This is a genomic window from Coraliomargarita parva (genome assembly GCF_027257905.1).
Classification (GTDB): Bacteria; Verrucomicrobiota; Verrucomicrobiia; order Opitutales; family Coraliomargaritaceae; genus Coraliomargarita_A; species Coraliomargarita_A parva.
In genome coordinates this window covers 626,038-643,635 of the sequence record NZ_JAPZEI010000001.1, presented here as the reverse complement: position 1 = coordinate 643,635, position 17,598 = coordinate 626,038, and the positions used below count along the sequence as shown (strand labels likewise).

The window sequence follows — 17,598 nt, the reverse complement described above, 5'->3', positions numbered from 1 at the left end:
CCAAAAAAACATAGTAAAACCATGAAACTCAAATACGGATATCTCTGTTCTACCCTGTTGCTTATTGCACCGGTTTTGTCGGCTCAAACATTTAGCGGTTATACCCGTTCGGGTGATGACCTAGCTACGATTACACTCAACGGAACGGTCTATGATGCTGCCAGTCTGATCAATTCGACGCTGACAGCCGTTACCGATAACAATGGTGGCTTGCTCTATAATGACACCTCTGCGCCGGCAACGCCTTCCAGTGTGATGTCCGACCTGTCGGTAACATCCGGTCTTTTGAATATTAATAGTGCTACCTTCACTTTTGACGAGCCCATTGTTAATGGTGCGGGACTTGATCTGTTCATTCTTGATTGGGGTGCCTTTGGTGGGGACACTTTCGAGATCACGATTAACGGAGCAACACTTTCTAATAGTGAATTTGGAAGTTACGGCTCTTTATATGTTCCTAATTCGGATATTTTGGATACGACCATTTTTACCTCGGCTGGCTTTAGTAGCGTCGCAGACATGAATGCTGCTTTATATACCGCCGGTAACATTAGTTCGACGTATTCCGGAGGTTGGGCTCTAGACCTGTCTGGATTTGGTGTTGCGGATGGTGCTTCCATCACGTCGCTCACGATAACGGATATAGGTGGGGCCACGATCGATCCCATGATGGTGATGGGAATTCCTGAACCCGGGAGCTATGCCCTGCTGCTGGGTTTCGCGCTTGGAGCTGTTTGCCTCGGTCGTAGGTTTTTAGTGTAATTCGCTTGTCAGTCGTATCCGGTCGAAATCCCTTTAAAGGAGAATCAGCTTCTTTTGTTGGGATCGGATTGTTGGCTCCTCCTCTTTCGGAGGAGAGGTGGTCGCTTGGATTCACAGTAGTTAATGCAAATGAAATACCATATAACTTTATTTTGGGTCATGTTGGGTCTTCTCGTCTCCCGGGAAGTCCGTGCAAGCATTCTCATTAAAAATTCGGATATTTTCGGAGGTGAGTTTAGCTATGTCATCTCCTATGAGGATTTGTCATCTCCTGCCTCGTCTGTAATCGGCTCGTTCGATGTCTTTGACAATTTTATCGTGGTCAATGAACAGGCGGGAACCCGCTTTTTCACCGCCGATCCGGATGCTCGTACAGCAGTTTGCCTTTTGTCTTTTGATCTCTCGAAACTGGCTCGCCGTCCTAACCGGTTCGTCGTGGATGATAATTTGTTTTTGTTTGATCCATCTCCTAGGAGGACGAGCATGACAACCAGCTATAGCTTTGATCGGCGTACTTGGTTCCCGTTGAAAAAAGCTACCTATCAGGAAGCTGTTCCGCCGGTTAATGTTGCCATATTGAAGGGACAAAGCGAGTCCGTTGAAATCCCGTCGGATATCTTGAATATCTACTATAAAGTGGAAATTCTGGAGAATGCCATGCACACCTACAAGGCCCAATGGTGCAGGAGCCGAGAGCATGAAGTTCCTTTTAGAATGACTTTTTCATGGAAGTGAAGTTCCTGTCGATTTCTTCCCCTATGTCCTGATTGCACTGCATGTGCCTTTCCGTTTTTCGTCTCACAGTCAAATCTAGTACGGATGCTTCCCGTACATGCTGATCGCTATAATTCTGAAATTAACCCCGCGAAATCTCCTACGACCCGGGAAGTAATATATCCGGCAAAAGGTGGTTTAGGCTAATCTATTATGAAAAATCTGTGTCTTTATATTATCCTAACGGTAGTCGGGTCCCCGATGTCTTCGTATATGTGCAACGGGGCGGAACCCGCCCGGGCGGCGAACGGCCCTGAGCATGAAATCGGGATTAAGAATTCGGGGTTTGAAAAATCCGGTGATTCTCGTGCATGGAGGTTTTACACACAAGGGAATGCCGATGCCGCCGGATACTACGACGAGACGCAACAGCATGGCGGGATGTCATCGATGCGCCTTTCCAGCCGTAGCAATTTCGAGCCCAACGTCTATGGGGCGCTTGTTCAAAAACTGGACGGTCTAAAACCTGAATGCAAATATGAGCTGACAGTCTGGATCAAGGGAGAAAGTGTCAGTCATTGTACCATCGCTGTCGGCCCCGGTTGGAAACTTCGGAAGTCGCTTCCGAAAGGGACGTATGATTGGAGGTCGGTCACTTTTCAGTTTGAGACTCCGAAAGACCTGGCGGGTAGTTTTCCTTTGGTGTTCATCGTGGAAGGACCTACCGATGGAATTTGGATCGATGATATTTCCTTGATGGAAGATTCTCAAAACTAAGTGTCATGAAAAATTTTTGTCTCTTCTTTATTCTAACTGTATTAGGGGCTCCTGCATTTTTGTATACGTGCGAAGGGGAAGAACCCGCTCAGGCGACGACCGGTTCGGAGAGTGAAATAGGGATTAAGAATCCGGGGTTTGAAAAATCCGGGGATCCTCGCGCATGGAGGTTTTACACACAAGGGAATGCAGATGCCACCGGATACTACGACGAGACGCAACAGCATGGCGGAATGTCATCGATGCGCCTTTCCAGTCGTACCAATTTTGAGCCCAACGTCTATGGGGCGCTTGTTCAAAAACTGGACGGTCTAAAACCTGAATGTAAATATGAACTGACAGTCTGGATCAAGGGAGACAGTGTCAGCAATTGCACCATCGCTGTCGGCCCGGGCTGGAAACTCCGGAAATCGCTTCCGGAAGGAACGTACGATTGGAGGTCGGTCACTTTTCTTTTTGAGACTCCGAAAGACATGGCGGGTAGTTTTCCTTTGGTGTTCATCGTAGAAGGACCTACCGATGGGATTTGGATCGATGATATTTCCTTGATGGAAGATTCTCAAAACCAAAGTATTTCCAGGTTTTATGAGGCCACAATATGCAACGGAATTCCTCAAGACCTGCACTATTACCCTTCACCGTATCGAACGGGCTCTCCCGGGGTTGTTCCCGTGTTGAGTTTTCGCTCCGAGGATAATTCTTTCGGAGCAGATTCCCGGATTACCTGGGATGAAAAATACATACATTTCAACGTCGATGTAATCGACCCCTCAGCCGGGAATGTCTTGCTTGGGGATGAGATGTGGAGGGGCGATAGTATACAACTTCACGTTCAGGTGGATGATGCTGTTCCGGTAGAATTGAATTTTGCCCTGCAAGCAAACGGCGAAGTTAGTGCTTTTACCTGGGACGCGAGTATTGACCTGGAGCAAATTAAAAAAATCGGCAGGCGATCCTCTTCGGGATACTCTCTGGGCATTTCGTTGCCGTGGAGAGAATTCGCAGTGCCGGCGGGCAAGCTTCCTAGTCGAGTCGCTGCCAACATCGTTGTGAATGACTCCGGTTTAGATAACAAAAGAAATTTTGTCGAATGGACCCCGGCTACAGCCGTGAGAAAAGACCCGGAAGCACTTGCGAATGTCGTGCTGTCGCGGGATTCGGATACAAACGCTTGCGACATAAAGCTTTCTCGTTCTTTTAATGATTTGGACGATCCCATTGAGGGGTGGGCCGTTACCTATGCGTATCAGGATCAGCCGGACACGCCGCTACACCTCCAGCTGTCTCGTGCTGATGGCGAAAAAATTCAAGTCTTTGAGTTGCCTACAGGTTTTAATCAAAATCTATCGGGCCAAACCAAACGCATGGCGTTTTCACTGGTTCCGGACAGTCCACTTCCGGAAGGGGATTACCAGTTCAGCTTGGTCATGGAGGGAGATGAAGAGCATCCGTTGGCCTTTGCCTCCTTTCATCGAATCGATGCCGAAAATCGCATACGTGAAGGGATCCGAAGCATACAAGCTCAATCTGAGAAGATCCGTGAATCGGTAGATTCATTGCCTGTCAGCGATGACTCATACGTCATACAAGGGCTGACTATTGTCGAAATCTTTCTTAAACGCTTCGAAGGTTCCGATGCGATCTCTTCCGATTGGAAAATGCTTCAAGTTGAGGAACTCCAAAAGATTCTGGCCTATTTGGAAGCGCGGATCTCGAAACTTAGCGAACCGGAGTTAATTGTGCGGAAGCAAAGCAATGAAGCTGGTGCTCCTGCATTCATCTATGGTTTTGGTCATTGGGATCAACCCTTCAAGGATATGCCTGAACTGTCCAAAATTGGTGTTGATCTGGTGCAGCGGGAATTCGGATCTATTGTCAAAAAGGAGCGTGCGTCTAAAACGATCACTGCCGCATTTGCCCGTGCGGAATCATGCAAGACCATGGTCGATTTTCATCTGTCTCCCCATTACATTCCATCGGATCTGATAAAAAAAGATGTTACGATGGCATTGGATGGGGCTGTTTCGGCAGGTTTTATTAAATATAACATTGATCATCCAGAATCTCGGAAGCTCATACAGGACTGGGTGGATTGTGTGCTTCCTCTGGTCAAGGATTCCCCGTCCCTGTTTAGTGTCGGTTTGTCGAATGAGCCTCTATACTCACACAGTGGCCGTGATGTTTATAGCCGTTCAATATGGACGAAGTATTTGGAAGGCACTCATGGTTCGATTGATGTATTGAATGTCTTGTATGGAACGAATTACAAAAGCTTTGATGAAGTTTCCCCTCCTGATGTGGGGTTCCCTGGCACGAGAGCGGGCATGTGCGCTTATTATGATTGGGTGATATTTAATCAGAAGAATTTTGCAGAGTGGCATCAATGGTTGAATGATATTGTTAAGCAGCAAGCTCCTGGTATTCCGACGCATGCGAAGGTCATGCCTCTGATTTTTAGGCGAAGCCACCTGCATGAAGGAATGGATCCCGAGTTGATATGTGATATTACCGATCTTGCCGGAAACGACTGTTGGGCATACTATCAATCATCCAATCGCTTTGCCTACCGATGGGAGCTCGAGGAAATGTGGTATGATCTGCTTCATTCCTTTCGGGGTCAGCCAGTCTATAACTCGGAGAATCATTTGATCAAGGACGGTGCGCCTGCGACGTCAATTCCTCCCGAACACACCTATTCCGTTCTTTGGCAGGGCGCGTTGCACAACATGGAGGCGAGTGCTATCTGGGTTTGGAATCCCCCAGTCAATTCCGCGCTGGAAGGCAGTATTTACATGCGTCCCGGGAACGTGAGGGGGGCTGGAAAGGCGATATTGGATATCAATCGGCTCAAGCCTGAAATCCAGGCGATCAATCGGGCTAAAGCACCCGTGGCGATACTTTATTCTGTAACGTCGATTTTCTGGCAGAAAAACTATGAGGCTGCACTCATGGACCTTTACAGGACTCTATCTCTTGGGGGCAATCCAGTTACGTTTATCAGCGAAAAGCAATTGTCCGAAGGGAAGAGGTCGACAGCCAATGATTCGATTGGAATTATCGCGCTTCCGCAGACAACACATGTGAAGAGGGAAACCATTCTGGCTCTGGAGGAATTTGTCGAGAGTGGCGGGAGTGTTGTGGCTTTGGGGCAGGATAATTTAAGCTTCGATCAATACGGCAGGCCTCATCGGCCGGAAGATTTGAAAGCGATAGAGCTTGTTGAAATACAATGGTCGGGGGCGCGGGATCAAGATGGCGCTTTGACTGATGCATTATCGTCCGTCTTGGGGAAAATGGGCATTCGAACTTTCCCTCTCCGTGATGCAAATACGGGCGATCGTGTCAGTGGAGTTGAGTATCGATCCGTTGAATACGATGGCGGCCTGTTGATGTCCATGATCAACCATACGAAGTCTGTAGTGACGGTTTCTGTTCCCTCAGAGGGGTCTGTATATGATCTCCTGAATCAGGAAGTCGTGGAGCCTACGTCATTTGTTTTAGAACCGATGCAGCCTAGGTTGGTCAGCCTGGAGTTTATCCCTTCAGGCATTGATGGCCTCTTAGAGGAAATGGAGTGATATGGATAAGCACATAAACAAACCGACAATCCATGCTCGCCGCTTTCGTGTCGTTGCGGCGAAGGCCTTTACTCTTATCGAGTTACTGGCAGTGATTGCAGTGATTGCGATACTTTGCTCCATCCTCATACCATTATTGTCCTCTGTCAGCGGGCGCGCAAACGAGGCAAAGTCTGTTTCCAACATGAGACAGATCGGTGTGGCTTTTGGTTTGTACCTGACTGAAAATTCTAACATGCCCCCCCTACCATTTAATGAGATGGGCGGAACGATGGAGAATCGTACCCTCCATGAATGGCGCACTCCAGCCGTTGGACTGGGTTTTTTACAATACGAGGGCTTTCTCGAAATGCCCAAGGGGTCTGATGTGGGCGGGACGAATCGGTCTCAGGTGTTTTTTAATCCTTTGAATGAAAATGGCCCCAAATACGGAAATTGGTCCGATTACACCTACCTGCTGAGCGGGCGATATAAGATAAGTAATTTTTGGGACTCACGGATAGCCATCTCCGCGGATGTAGTTGGCGGGGTCGGGTTTACTCCGGGGAAGCCGATTATTGGAGATTCTGCTACTGTCCTGTATTGGGATGGGTCTGTCGGAATGGTGCCTTATTCAGTTTATAGTGAGCATAAAAACGAGGCAACCGGATTTGATCGGTAACCTTCGCGATCCACGTCCATTTATATGTAAATTCAGTATTCTTGCATGACAAATCCGAGAGAGATACAATATCCCAATAAGCATATTGCTCCTGAACGTGTGTTTAATGCAGACCTGCTTAAGGTCGTGACATCCAATATCACGAGTTGGCGTCAGTCGCCGGGGGCGTTTGGCCGCTTGCATCTTCATGCGTGCTGGACGCAGGCTTCCGTCTTAATGCGACGCTATCAGGGGCAGACGATATCCAGGAATCGTTGCTTCCTCGGCGGAGTGATTGAATTATGGCGTTACTCGGGGGATGTGCGTTGGCGATTACTTGCTGGTGATATAGTGTCGAATATCTTGTATCTTCAGGTGCCTTCGGGGGGCTTCTTTCATGCGTCCAGTGAGCATGAGCCGATGTATACGCAGGAGAACAGCTGTCCGATACACCAGTCCATGCCTGTTTTGACTCTGTTGGAGTATGCTTCTTGGGGCGGAGCAGATCCTATGCGTGTCGCTCAAATCAAGCCGGCGATCGATCGTTGGTGGCTATGGTTTGGAAAGTTTTGGTGGAAGCGTGGTAACGGGTGGAAGGAACCTTTGGTCAAGCCCGGTTACTGTGGAGTGACGAACCAGGATCTGGTAACTGTTGCCGCACTTGCAAAATATGCTGCTGTCTATGGGGATGCGTCCTTGTTCGAGAATTATGGTCTTCCGGTTCTGGATGCGTATTTGCAGGAGGATTACTACTATCGCGCATTGGGGTTGTTCGAGCGGGGAGATAACGAGAATTTCACAGAGCGTACGTCTTACTATGAGATCATTCTCGATATGCTGGACGTTATATATCGGGACACTCGCGATGAGCGTCTGGTTGAGGTTGCTGATAATATTGTCAGGCATTTATTCGACGCCTTGGACTATGGTTCCGACGGAATGCTGCATTTGGCCTGGGGTGCAAGTTTGGATTCCAAAGATAAAAGCAAGGTCGTCGCATGGCAGCGCTTTCCACATGCGTTGAGTTCGTATCCCGAACTGTTGAGGCACATGCAGCGGTATTTGGGCAAGCATCCGGATGCGGAACTAAATGAAAAGTGTGGTGCTTTGGAACAGACATTAGCGGCGTACACGTTTGCCAACGGTGCGATTCCCATCTCGATGGGCAGTGATCCGCTCTTTACCGTGGTGGGGCATTCCAATGCCTTGTGGCGTTTTCTGATCGACCGGTTGGCAGGTCAGGCCAGCTTAAATGCCGATGTATTGACCGCACCGGTCATGCCGACCATTCGGCGGGTTTGCGGAGAGGTGGAATGGCGGGAGAATGTACGGATGTGGTCGATTCATCGCGGTGGGCGAAGAGAATTTGCAGGTTTGAAGTGTAATCCGTCTGCAATAGCCATCGGGGCTGAGGAAGTCTTACCGAACGTAGATTTGTCTCCGCTTAATGAGGTTGAGTTTGAGGAAAGGGTTTCCCCATTGATGGAGGGCAAAATATGAAGCGCAGGCTGGAATCAAGTGTGCCCGGCGATGGCTCCTTGGACCTATAGATTAAAATGCTTGTGAAAGCAGACATGTGAAATCGATGACTGATGTTCTAGATAGACTTAACCTCCTGCAGGGCACGGATTCGATTCGAGAGTTCTCGACGGGAAACTCCTTGCCGATCGTGGCGCGTCCGTGGGGGACGCACCATTGGACTTTGCAGACGGGTCGGACTCCTTGGGTTTTCAACCGTCGTCTGAAGCGTCTGGAAGGGGTCCGGTTGACGCACCAGCCGAGTCCGTGGATGCGTGATTATTGCAGCCTGACACTTTTGCCGTTTACCGGTCCGGTGCAGGGTTGTGTGGAGCATCAGGCGTCGGCCTACCGCGTGGAGGCTGCAGTGCTTCGTCCGAATTATCTTAGTGTGGAACTATTGCGTTATGGTGTGACGATGGAAATGACGCCTACCGAACGTGGAGCCGCGTTCCTCTTCCATTTCCCGTCCGGAATCGTGCCACGGTTGGCTTTCTACTTTGACGGAGCGCATGCTCTTCGTCAGGAAGGTGCACATCATGTGACCGGGGTGACGCAAGATCATGAAGGTGGTGTGCCCGATGGATACGGACTGTATTTCCTCGGTGAGTTTAACATTGACGTCTCCAAACTGGTTAAAACGGAATGGGGGGGGTATCTGGAGTTTCCCGAAGGGACAGAAGAGGTCGAATTGCGCTTGGCCGGGTCCTTTATCAGTCCGGAGATCGCACAGGTGACGCTGCACCGCGAATTACAGGGGAAGGCTTTCCAGGAAATCGAAGATGAGGGCGGTGATATCTGGAAGGGATTGCTGGGGCGGCTGGAGATCGACGCCGTTTCGGCTGAGCAGGAAAGGACGTTTTATACCTGCCTCTATCGCTGCCTGCTTTTTCCGAGATTCCTTGATGAGGTTGGGAAAGACGGGGAAATCATACATTGCAGTCCTTACGACGGACAGCTGTATGCCGGGCGCATGTGTGCCGACAGTGGATTTTGGGATACCTACCGGACTTTATATCCCCTGTTGGCACTGGTGTATCCGGATGTTCTGCAGAAGATGATCGACGGTTGGATGTCTGCCTGCCGACAGTCCGGATGGTCTCCCAAGTGGTCGAGTCCCGGTTTGCGCGATTGCATGATTGGCACGCATTTCGATGTGTTTGTGGCGGATGTTGTGTCGAAGGGGCTAACCGACTGGGATGTGGAGAAAGCATTTGAATACCTCTGGCAGGATGCAAACTGTGAGAGTTCGGATGGTCGTTACGGCAGGCCGGGGCTAGAGGATTACATCCGGTTGGGGTATGTGCCTTGCGATAAATATCCCTATGCGGTGTCCAGCACTTTGGACTACGCTTACGACGATTTCTGTGTGGCCCAGGTCGCTGCTTACTTAGGAAGGGAGGCGGAGGCGACTGAGGCTCTGCAGCGCTCTCAAAACTACCGGAATGTGTTCGATTCCGGGGTGGGCTTTATGCGTGGGCGCCTATCCGCAGGGGAGTGGGCGCGGCCGTTTCGAGAATACGAGTGGGGCGGTGCTTACATTGAAGGCGGTCCCTGGCAGCATGTTTTTAACGTGCCGCACGATCCGGAAGGTCTCGCGGACTTATTCGGAGGGCGTGACCGCCTTTGCCGGAAGCTGGACGAGATGCTGGCGAAACCGTCGACATTTGAAGCCGGGCACTATGGCTATGAAATCCACGAGGGGACGGAAATGGCTCTGGCGGGCTTCGGCCAATATGCCCATTCCAACCAGCCGGTGCATGCCTTCTTGTTTTATTATGCACTTATGGGTTGCCCTGAGAAGACGGCACATTGGGTGAAGCGTATTTGTCAGGAACTTTACAGCCCGGACGATTTGCCGGGTGATGAGGACAACGGTGAAATGTCGGCTTGGTACATCTGGGCTTGTTTAGGACTTTATCCCCATTGTCCGGGCAAGGCTGAGTATGTTATCTATGAGCCGGTGGCCCGGTCGGTGAAGGTTCGTGGGGCAATGGGGAAAGAGGTGGCACGCTTTTCGAAAGAAGGCGCAGCGAAGAGGGGGAGTAGCAACGGTGGTGTGATTCATCATCGGGATGTCTTTGGGGCGGTTTTGACAGTATAATTTGTCCAAAAACTGTCCTATCACCGCGCATGTAAATTGAAAAGCCCCGAGAGGTCGGGGCTTTTTCGTGTCTCAACGGTAAAATCGTGACTTTTATATCGTTTCAGTATCGTTACATTTTATCCTTTAAAATATAGGTAATTTACTTATATACAGTAGAATACGTCTTTCAGGAATCGTTTCATGCCAGTGAGCAATTCCAGTCAAGACCTGCTCAGTTACCTGTGGATCAATGGGCCGACATGCCGTCATCTTCTGGCAGAGGGTGGCCGGCTCCCCTTCAATGTCTGAAAGTTTCAAGGCAATCGCCAAGACCTCCATCGAAGCAGTTCAACGTATCCATCAAATTGCTCTTGGTTAGCGAAGATATGAAAGTCGCAAAGTCCAAATCGAAGGCATCACCGAAGCCAACTAAGTTCTCAAAGAAGCAAATCCTCACACAAGAGGATGTCATTGCGGACATGAAGCAACGTCGAGAGGGCCGAAAGGCTGGAGGGAAGTCGGATTGATAAAATCCAGCGAGTCGAGAAAAGGGGAATATACTTAACGATCCGCCCGATATTGGAAGCCTCCCTTCCTTTGGTCAGAGGGATGACTATCGTCAATTATTGGCAAAATTAGAGCAATTCTCAGGCATTGGTCCGGTCTGCGTTGCATCCGGTCTTGTCGCTTCGGAACGAGTCCCGACACCTTCAACTCTCAATAGATTGGGACTCTTGTCGCAGAATATTGACAGTGATGGCTTGGCATCCGGAACGGTTCGATCGTTCTCCGTATGGGATGCTCAATAGCGATTCGCCGCGACCAGATCGATGACACGGTTCGTTCGTAGACCGCTTGCCCCGGTGCTGAGTGCGGGTTCGTCGGAGCGCAATGCCGCGACAATGTTTGCAATGAGATAGTGCTGCACATTTTCCGGCAACTCGTATGATTCTACCCGTTCTTCGCCGGATGCGTCGGTGATGTGTAGGTCCGCATGCCCGAACATTGAACAACGGAGTACCCCGCCGGAGAAGCGCAGTGTCACGGTATCCAAGTGCTCGGAGCTGATGAAATTCCAAGTGCACTGTATTGCCACACCCGCCGCTGAATGCGCTGTCATTCCAGCCAATTCTTCAACTGCAGTGTTGCCTGTCCGGTTAATGACATGCCCGGATACATCGAGTAAGGGGCCAAGCCAGTAGTCAAAGAGATCTAGCGCATGGCTCCCCAGGTCCCAGAATAAGCCGCCTCCCGCCAGTTCCGGATTATAACGCCACTGGTCCAATGCATTCACGGACAACATCGAGCCACAGGCGAAATCATAATTCAACTGACGCAGCTCTCCGAGCTGTTTCGAATCGATGATTGCTTTTACCCGCTGGAAGTGCGGATGCGAACGTCGGTAATAGGCGACAAAAAGCGGCAGCTTGGCTTGCTCGAAGGCCTCAACCATCCGGGCACACTCCCCGGCATTGCGGGCCATCGGTTTTTCCACATAACATGGCATCCCGGCGGCAGCCACTTTCAAGGCCAGCTCGTAGTGTGAGCCCGGAGGCGTTGCGATATAAATCGCATTTACGTCAGGGTCCGCGATCAACGCATCGGCATCCGCATACCATTTGGGCACCTTATGGCGACGGGCATAATCCTCAGCCGCAGCCGCATTACGCCGCATCACAGCCGCCAGTCGACTATGCGGCACCTTATTAAAGGCTGGCCCGCTTTTTCGCTCCGTCACATCCCCGCAGCCAATAATTCCCCAATTAATCGTATCCATTTTCATTCGAGTCGAGCACTCACAATAGAATGAGTCCAACTGCGAGTACGACTGTTACAGCTTAATCAAGGGTTGGCGGCAATTCCATTTGCTTCCAGTCGGGGCGCAGATGCTCTAGTTGCGGATTTCGTGATAGTGTGCCGAGCTGACACTGCTGTTGAACTGGCCTCCCAGGCAGGTCCGGCCGCCAGAGTGGGCATCGCCGAGGGCACCGAGGTTGGCAATGGCGTCGAAGAGGAAACTGCCTGCTGCCGATACTTTGGCGATTTCTGCGGGCAGGCTGAATCGTGCCGTGTAGTCGATCTGAGTCCGTTCCGATTGAACTGGGATCGTGTCGAGGACATGCCTTCCAACAGTCATTAGAACTGCGCCTTCGTTTTCGCCTGGAACCAGGAAGAACTGTGTAATCGGAGAGCTGGCGTCTTTGGCAAAGAAAAGTTCGATGCAGGAACCTTTATGCGGGGTATTCGGCAACGGTTTGACTTTAGAGTCGAGAACACGGAACTCGAGATCGAGCATATCACCATTCCGCCTAACTGAACCAGTGACTGCTTCAAATCCTGCGAGATCGATCTTGATGGGTGCTTTACCGCTGCTGTCCGCTTTTAGGAGCTTCCGTGGCATTAGGCTTGCGCCGACAGCGAGTGTATTGGGTTGATCGGTAATCAATTCGACTTCGACGGTCGTCTCGATCGGCGCGATAATGGTTACTTCTATGGTTTTCGAAACGGTTTCGCCTACGGCAACTTTGATGTTTTCGAGAGTGCTGGTTTCCAGTTTCAGATTCGGATCGGAACTAATCAGTTCAGCACTCATTGTGATGTCTTCATTGCTCGGATTCTCAAAGGTCACATTCAATGCGAAGGTGCTGCCTGCCTCGTCGAGGCGTGCGTTGACTGCTTGGGCTCTGGCAATGATTCGGTCGCCGATGCCCTTAAAACCTCGTCCGGTATTTTTGATGACGGGCTCGAATTCTCCCAGGTAACCATCGGCTTGGTGGGCCTCGATGAGCTCGTCGCACATCGCCCAAATCTTATCCAAGGGTAAGGTGGCGGAGGTGTGTGGGTCCATCATGACCGCATGGTAGATGTGCTCGCGTTTCTTCGTGAGCGCAGCGGACACGGTCAAGCGTTGCACATTCACATTGGTCATGCAGAGCGCAGCGAGTTGATCGGGTAAATTGCCGATACGGAGAGGATTCAGTCCGGTTCCGTCGACTTGGCAGGGCACTTCCACGCAACAGCCCAGCATGAGGTTGTCGATCAAGCCTGTGTTTGGCACGTTGCCGTAAACGGTGCGCAGGGTGTTGGTCTCGCGCGAATGAATAATGTAAGATCCATATTCCTGCGACTGAGGTGCGACATCAATTGAGTTTCCAGTCCCGAGCAGATCGGATTCCGTTTTCTCCCAGGTTGCCATAATGGCTTCACAACGGCGCATGTATTCGTCGATTGGAATGTCGAATTTATCGATCATCTCCTTGCCGTGGTGGATGAAGTAGGGGACGTATTCCGATTGGTGCTCGCTCGATTCAGTGGCAAAATATCCGGTCCGGCGCATCATTTCGTATCGGACCTTTTCGAAGTCGCGCTCCGGGTCTTCCAATACTTTGTAAAGGAGGGGGTAGGCATCCTGACCCTTGTATTGGAACTTGAGGAAGAAGGCCATGTGGTTGATCCCTGCGACCAGATAGCTCATGTCTTCATAGGGCAGGCCGATATTGCTCGAAAGCATGCGTGCCGTGCCGAACACTGAGTGGCATAGTCCGACGTGTGGAATGCCGACGCCTTCCGCGACTGCCCAGCAGTTCATTGCCATGGGGTTGCTGTAGTTCAGAAATAGGCAGTCGGGATGCGCATGATCTGCAATGTCCTGTGCGATTTGGTTGATGACCGGAATGGTTCGCAGCCCGCGGAAAACACCACCCACGCCGAGGGTGTCCGCGATGGTTTGTTGGAGTCCATATTTATTGGGAATGTCGAAATCGCGTCGGGTCGACGGCTTGTAGCCGCCGACTTGCAGTGTGCAGATGACATACTTCGCTCCTTTAACGGCTTTCTTCTGGTCGAGCGTGGATTCCACTGTGGCTTTGACGCCCAGTTTTTCGACGATCCGCTTCATCATGATATCGGCGACCTTCAATCGGTCGGGGTTGATGTCCATTAAGGATATTTGGACATCGGATAGCTCGGGAAATTGCAGGATATCGCCGATCAGTGTTTTTGCGAAAACGACGGATCCGGCGCCGATAAGAGTGATTTTACAAGACATTATAATCGTGGGTTTGTGATTTGAGTTTCTGGGGCTTTTGTAGGATGCTAATAGAAACGAACATTCTTGGTTGTTTCAAGATGTTGGATTTGACAAAAAATCGACTTTTTGTGATTTTAATGCTGTTTTGAACCCTTACACACGCATACTTTGGGCAGACCGTCAGATCGAACATTCTCCCGATTACCATTGGGATAATTCCATTCGGTCGGATACGAGCCTCATTGTGGTGCAGCGAACCTTGTCTGGAACAGGCTTTATTGAAGAAGGCGGGGTTTTACAGGCAGTTCGCCAGTCTGAAGCAATGTTGTTCAGGCATGGTGACAATTCCCGATATGGGTATCCGAAAGACGGGAACGAAGCCTATGCGCTCGAGTTTATTGTGATGTATGGGGGTAGTTGTATTCAGATTTACGAGACGATCAAGGCGCGGACAGGGGCGGTCATCTCGATTCCTGAAGGTTCCGAGGCTGACCGACTTTTTTCCGAGTGTCTGCTTCGTTGTCAGAAACGAAGTTTTCATGATATCTACCACGAGACGACATTGGCCTATGCGCTCTTGATTGCCTTGGCCCGACAGGCCGAGGCGCAACCTTGGCAAAGGGATCCGCTTAGTTTTGCCGAAGAATACATGAATGCGCATTACCAGCAGCCGATTGCAGTGGAGGATGTCGCACGGGTTGCCGGTCTGAGCCGGGAGCATTTCAGCCGGTCTTACAAACTGCGCTACGGGCAGAGTCCCGGGCAGGCGCTTTTGTCCAAGCGGATGGAGAATGCGCGCCGGATGTTGACCTCGAGTTTCGCACGGGTCGAGCACGTCGCCCAGCACTGCGGTTATCGGGACTCGGATGCGTTTATTCGGGCGTTTCGACGTTGCTTCGGTAAAACGCCGCTCAAATATCGTAAATCTGAAATAGCTTAGTTTTGACCTGTGCGCCGAGGGCCTCTACCGGTTCGCTGATCCGATGCTCAGGGCCTCCAGGGGGAACCGGATTCCCCGTTTTCTTGTAAGAACTCCGCATTTACTTCTTTATACCATGCATGAAGCTTGGCTCGCATGGCTGCCGTCTTTTCGGGCATTGATTCGGAGAGGTCGTTTTGTTCGCCAATATCCTCTTTCAAATTGTAAAGATGAACACGTCCATCTTCATAGCGTTCAAAGAGTTTATAATCGCCAATGCGCACGGCTCCTCCCGGGATGCCACCCTGATTGGAATAGTGTGGGTAATGCCAGTATAAGGCCTCTCGATCCAGCTTCTCGCCTTTCAGGGCCGGAGTGATATCGACGCCATCGATTGGGTGTTCGATCGGGATATCTGCAGCCGCTGCGATTGTGGGTAAAAGGTCTATCGAGCAGATGAGCTCCGAGCTTTTTGAACCAGGCTTGGTTGTCCCCGGATAACGCACGATCCACGGCTCACGAATACCACCCTCGTAGAGCCAGCCTTTGCCTCCACGGAGGGGCAAATTGCTGGTGGGCAGACCTTCTGAAGTGGAGAGCCCCCCATTATCCGAAGTGAATACAATGATCGTATTGTCGGCGAGTCCCAGCGCCTCCAGTTCATCAAGGACTTTGCCCACCGCAAGGTCCATCGCCTCCACCATGGCGGCATAGACTGCGTGCTTCTGGGCGATGCGCACCATGCGGGGAGTGTCACCGAATACCTGCTCTTCTTCGGCAAACTCTACAGCCGTGACTTCCATTGCCTTCTTCTCATACTTCTCGACTAGATCCGGGCGCCCCATCAAAGGGGTATGCACCGAATAAAACGAAAGGTAAGCCAGAAAGGGTTTGTCTTTGTTCTCCCGAATAAAGGCACATGTTTCGCGGGCAAGTCGATCAGGCAGGTGGTCACCTTCAGGGCTTTCCACTTCTATCTCAGGGTTCTCAAACGGTGCAAAATACCCATTTCCTGTTCTAGGTCCGCCGTTGTGATTACCTCCGATATTAACATCAAAACCCTGATTCTGCGGATAGAATTCCTTTGTCGGCCCCAGGTGCCATTTGCCGGCGAAGAATGTCATGTATCCGCTACCTTTGAGAACTTCTGCAAGCGTGATTTCTTCAATCTCCATGCGATCGGTGAGTGGGGCTGGCGCGAAGCGCCCCTTGCGTTTGCCTGAGAAAAAGTTGGTCGCTTTTACCCGTGTTGGATACTTGCCTGTCATCAGGCTGTAGCGTGTCGGAGAACAGACCGGGTTGGCTGCGTATCCATCGGTGAAACACATTCCCGATTCAGCCAGATTGTCGATGTTTGGCGTTTCGTAGAAAGAGTCCGGGTTGTTGGCGCCGATATCCATATAGCCAAGATCATCAACGAGGAAGACAACTACGTTCGGAAGCTCATGTGCCGAAGTTGATACTCCGAAAAGCAAACCGAAAAATGCTGCTATCAGTGAGCTGGCGACAATACCGTAAGTTCTGTTTGTGTAATATTTCATTTTATACCTATGCTAACACGAAGTGGAGACCATCGGTCGTATAAGTCCTGTGGCATGCGGGGCATTTGAAGCATTCAGGGACCCATTTAGGACTCGGTCAATCTGTGATCCCATTTTTTTCAAGCCAAGCCAGAAGGTGCTCCGGCCACTCGGTGGTCGGGTCTTTTTGTTGGAGGCGTCGGGCCGTCAATTGGGCGACGCCGTGCCGGCCATGGTCGTAGAGATCCAAATGGACCGGAACGCCGACGCTCTTCAACTGATCCCGGACCGCATAGGCCAGTTCAACCGGTGCTACGGGGTCATTGGTTGCATGCACCAGAAATGCTGGGGGCGTGTCGGCGTCGAACTTGAACGGTGACTCAGTTTGCTTCCAATGCCAGAGCGCACCGGCCACCACAAAATCGGGCCGGTTGCTGAAGCGTGCAATCGGGTCAGCCGAGGCGGCATCGCCGGTGTCGTATTCATCCGCCAAGGTCATAGTCAGGTTGGAACCGGCAGAGATACCCATCACGCCAATCTTGTGAGGATCGATGCCCCATTCGGCGGCGTGGGAGCGGACCAGTTGAACCGCCCGCTTCGCATCCTGGAGCGGCAGGCTGCGATCGGTTGGCGTTATCTTGTATAGAGGTCTGACTCGATACTTCAGGCCGATGACGGTGATGCCTAGCTGATTGAAATAACGGGCTGTGTCAACGACTCCGGTATTCCAGCCCAGATGAGTGTAACTGCCTCCTGGACAAACAATGAGCGCCAGACCGGTATTGACGCCGTCGGTCGGAGGGAAGACGGTGATGGTCGGCGTCTTGACGTTATCAATGCGGCCGCGTTCGCTGATGGTCTCTTCCTGGTTGTTCGCCACGAAGCCTGGTGGCTGCTCTCCCGGCCAGAGGTTCAAGGTTTCTTGTGCGGCGCAACGGACTGCCATCGCAGTTATTGAGGCGACCAGCATGAGTAGGAATTGAATTGAATACGGCATATCTGAACTTGGACTTTCGGTCTAGGGGGGGGGATTTAAAGTGAAACGCTTGCGGCA

11 protein-coding genes and 1 pseudogene are annotated in these 17,598 nt (G+C 51.0%); 8 read left to right on the top strand and 4 right to left on the bottom strand.

Annotated features, from left to right (window positions below; translation table 11 throughout):
• Window positions 1-21: 21 nt before the first annotated feature.
• From O2597_RS02455 to O2597_RS02425, 7 genes are all read left to right on the top strand, one after another.
• Window positions 22-762 carry a hypothetical protein gene (locus O2597_RS02455; protein ID WP_269522594.1) on the top strand — a complete coding sequence of 247 codons (741 nt, stop codon included), beginning with the start codon at window positions 22-24 and terminating at the stop codon, window positions 760-762.
• A 129-nt stretch (window positions 763-891) separates the two neighbouring features.
• Entirely contained in the window at window positions 892-1,497 is a 606-nt protein-coding gene (locus tag O2597_RS02450; RefSeq protein WP_269522593.1) for a hypothetical protein, read from the top strand.
• A 192-nt stretch (window positions 1,498-1,689) separates the two neighbouring features.
• Window positions 1,690-2,253 (top strand): carbohydrate binding domain-containing protein, encoded by a 564-nt coding sequence (locus O2597_RS02445; RefSeq protein ID WP_269522592.1) that lies wholly within the window; start codon window positions 1,690-1,692, stop codon window positions 2,251-2,253.
• A 5-nt stretch (window positions 2,254-2,258) separates the two neighbouring features.
• Window positions 2,259-5,831: a carbohydrate binding domain-containing protein gene (locus tag O2597_RS02440; protein ID WP_269522591.1), complete on the top strand. Its 3,573-nt coding sequence runs from the start codon at window positions 2,259-2,261 to the stop codon at window positions 5,829-5,831.
• A gap of 1 nt (window position 5,832) precedes the next feature.
• Window positions 5,833-6,492: a type II secretion system protein gene (locus O2597_RS02435; RefSeq protein ID WP_269522590.1), complete on the top strand. Its 660-nt coding sequence runs from the start codon at window positions 5,833-5,835 to the stop codon at window positions 6,490-6,492.
• Between the two features lie 45 nt (window positions 6,493-6,537).
• Window positions 6,538-7,971, top strand: a complete 1,434-nt coding sequence (locus O2597_RS02430) for a hypothetical protein (protein ID WP_269522589.1) — start codon at window positions 6,538-6,540, stop codon at window positions 7,969-7,971.
• Window positions 7,972-8,047: 76 nt separating this feature from the next.
• Complete coding sequence (locus tag O2597_RS02425) at window positions 8,048-10,093, top strand: GH92 family glycosyl hydrolase (RefSeq protein WP_269522588.1); 2,046 nt, start codon at window positions 8,048-8,050, stop codon at window positions 10,091-10,093.
• Window positions 10,094-10,877: 784 nt separating this feature from the next.
• Here the strand turns inward: O2597_RS02425 and O2597_RS02420 are convergent.
• The gene (locus tag O2597_RS02420; protein ID WP_269522587.1) at window positions 10,878-11,852 is read right to left on the bottom strand and encodes a Gfo/Idh/MocA family protein; all 975 of its coding nucleotides are present in this window, start codon (window positions 11,850-11,852) and stop codon (window positions 10,878-10,880) included.
• A gap of 996 nt (window positions 11,853-12,848) precedes the next feature.
• Window positions 12,849-14,129 (bottom strand): annotated as a pseudogene (gene melA, locus O2597_RS18690) (alpha-galactosidase); the annotation flags it as partial.
• Window positions 14,130-14,250: 121 nt separating this feature from the next.
• Between melA and O2597_RS02410 the strand changes: the two are divergent.
• Complete coding sequence (locus O2597_RS02410; protein ID WP_269522585.1) at window positions 14,251-15,045, top strand: helix-turn-helix domain-containing protein; 795 nt, start codon at window positions 14,251-14,253, stop codon at window positions 15,043-15,045.
• Window positions 15,046-15,092: 47 nt separating this feature from the next.
• On the opposite strand, the gene O2597_RS02405 is transcribed toward O2597_RS02410, so the two are convergent.
• The gene (locus tag O2597_RS02405) at window positions 15,093-16,565 is read right to left on the bottom strand and encodes a sulfatase (RefSeq protein WP_269522584.1); all 1,473 of its coding nucleotides are present in this window, start codon (window positions 16,563-16,565) and stop codon (window positions 15,093-15,095) included.
• 97 nt (window positions 16,566-16,662) lie between these two features.
• Entirely contained in the window at window positions 16,663-17,541 is an 879-nt protein-coding gene (locus O2597_RS02400; protein WP_269522583.1) for an alpha/beta hydrolase, read from the bottom strand.
• Window positions 17,542-17,598: the final 57 nt, after the last annotated feature.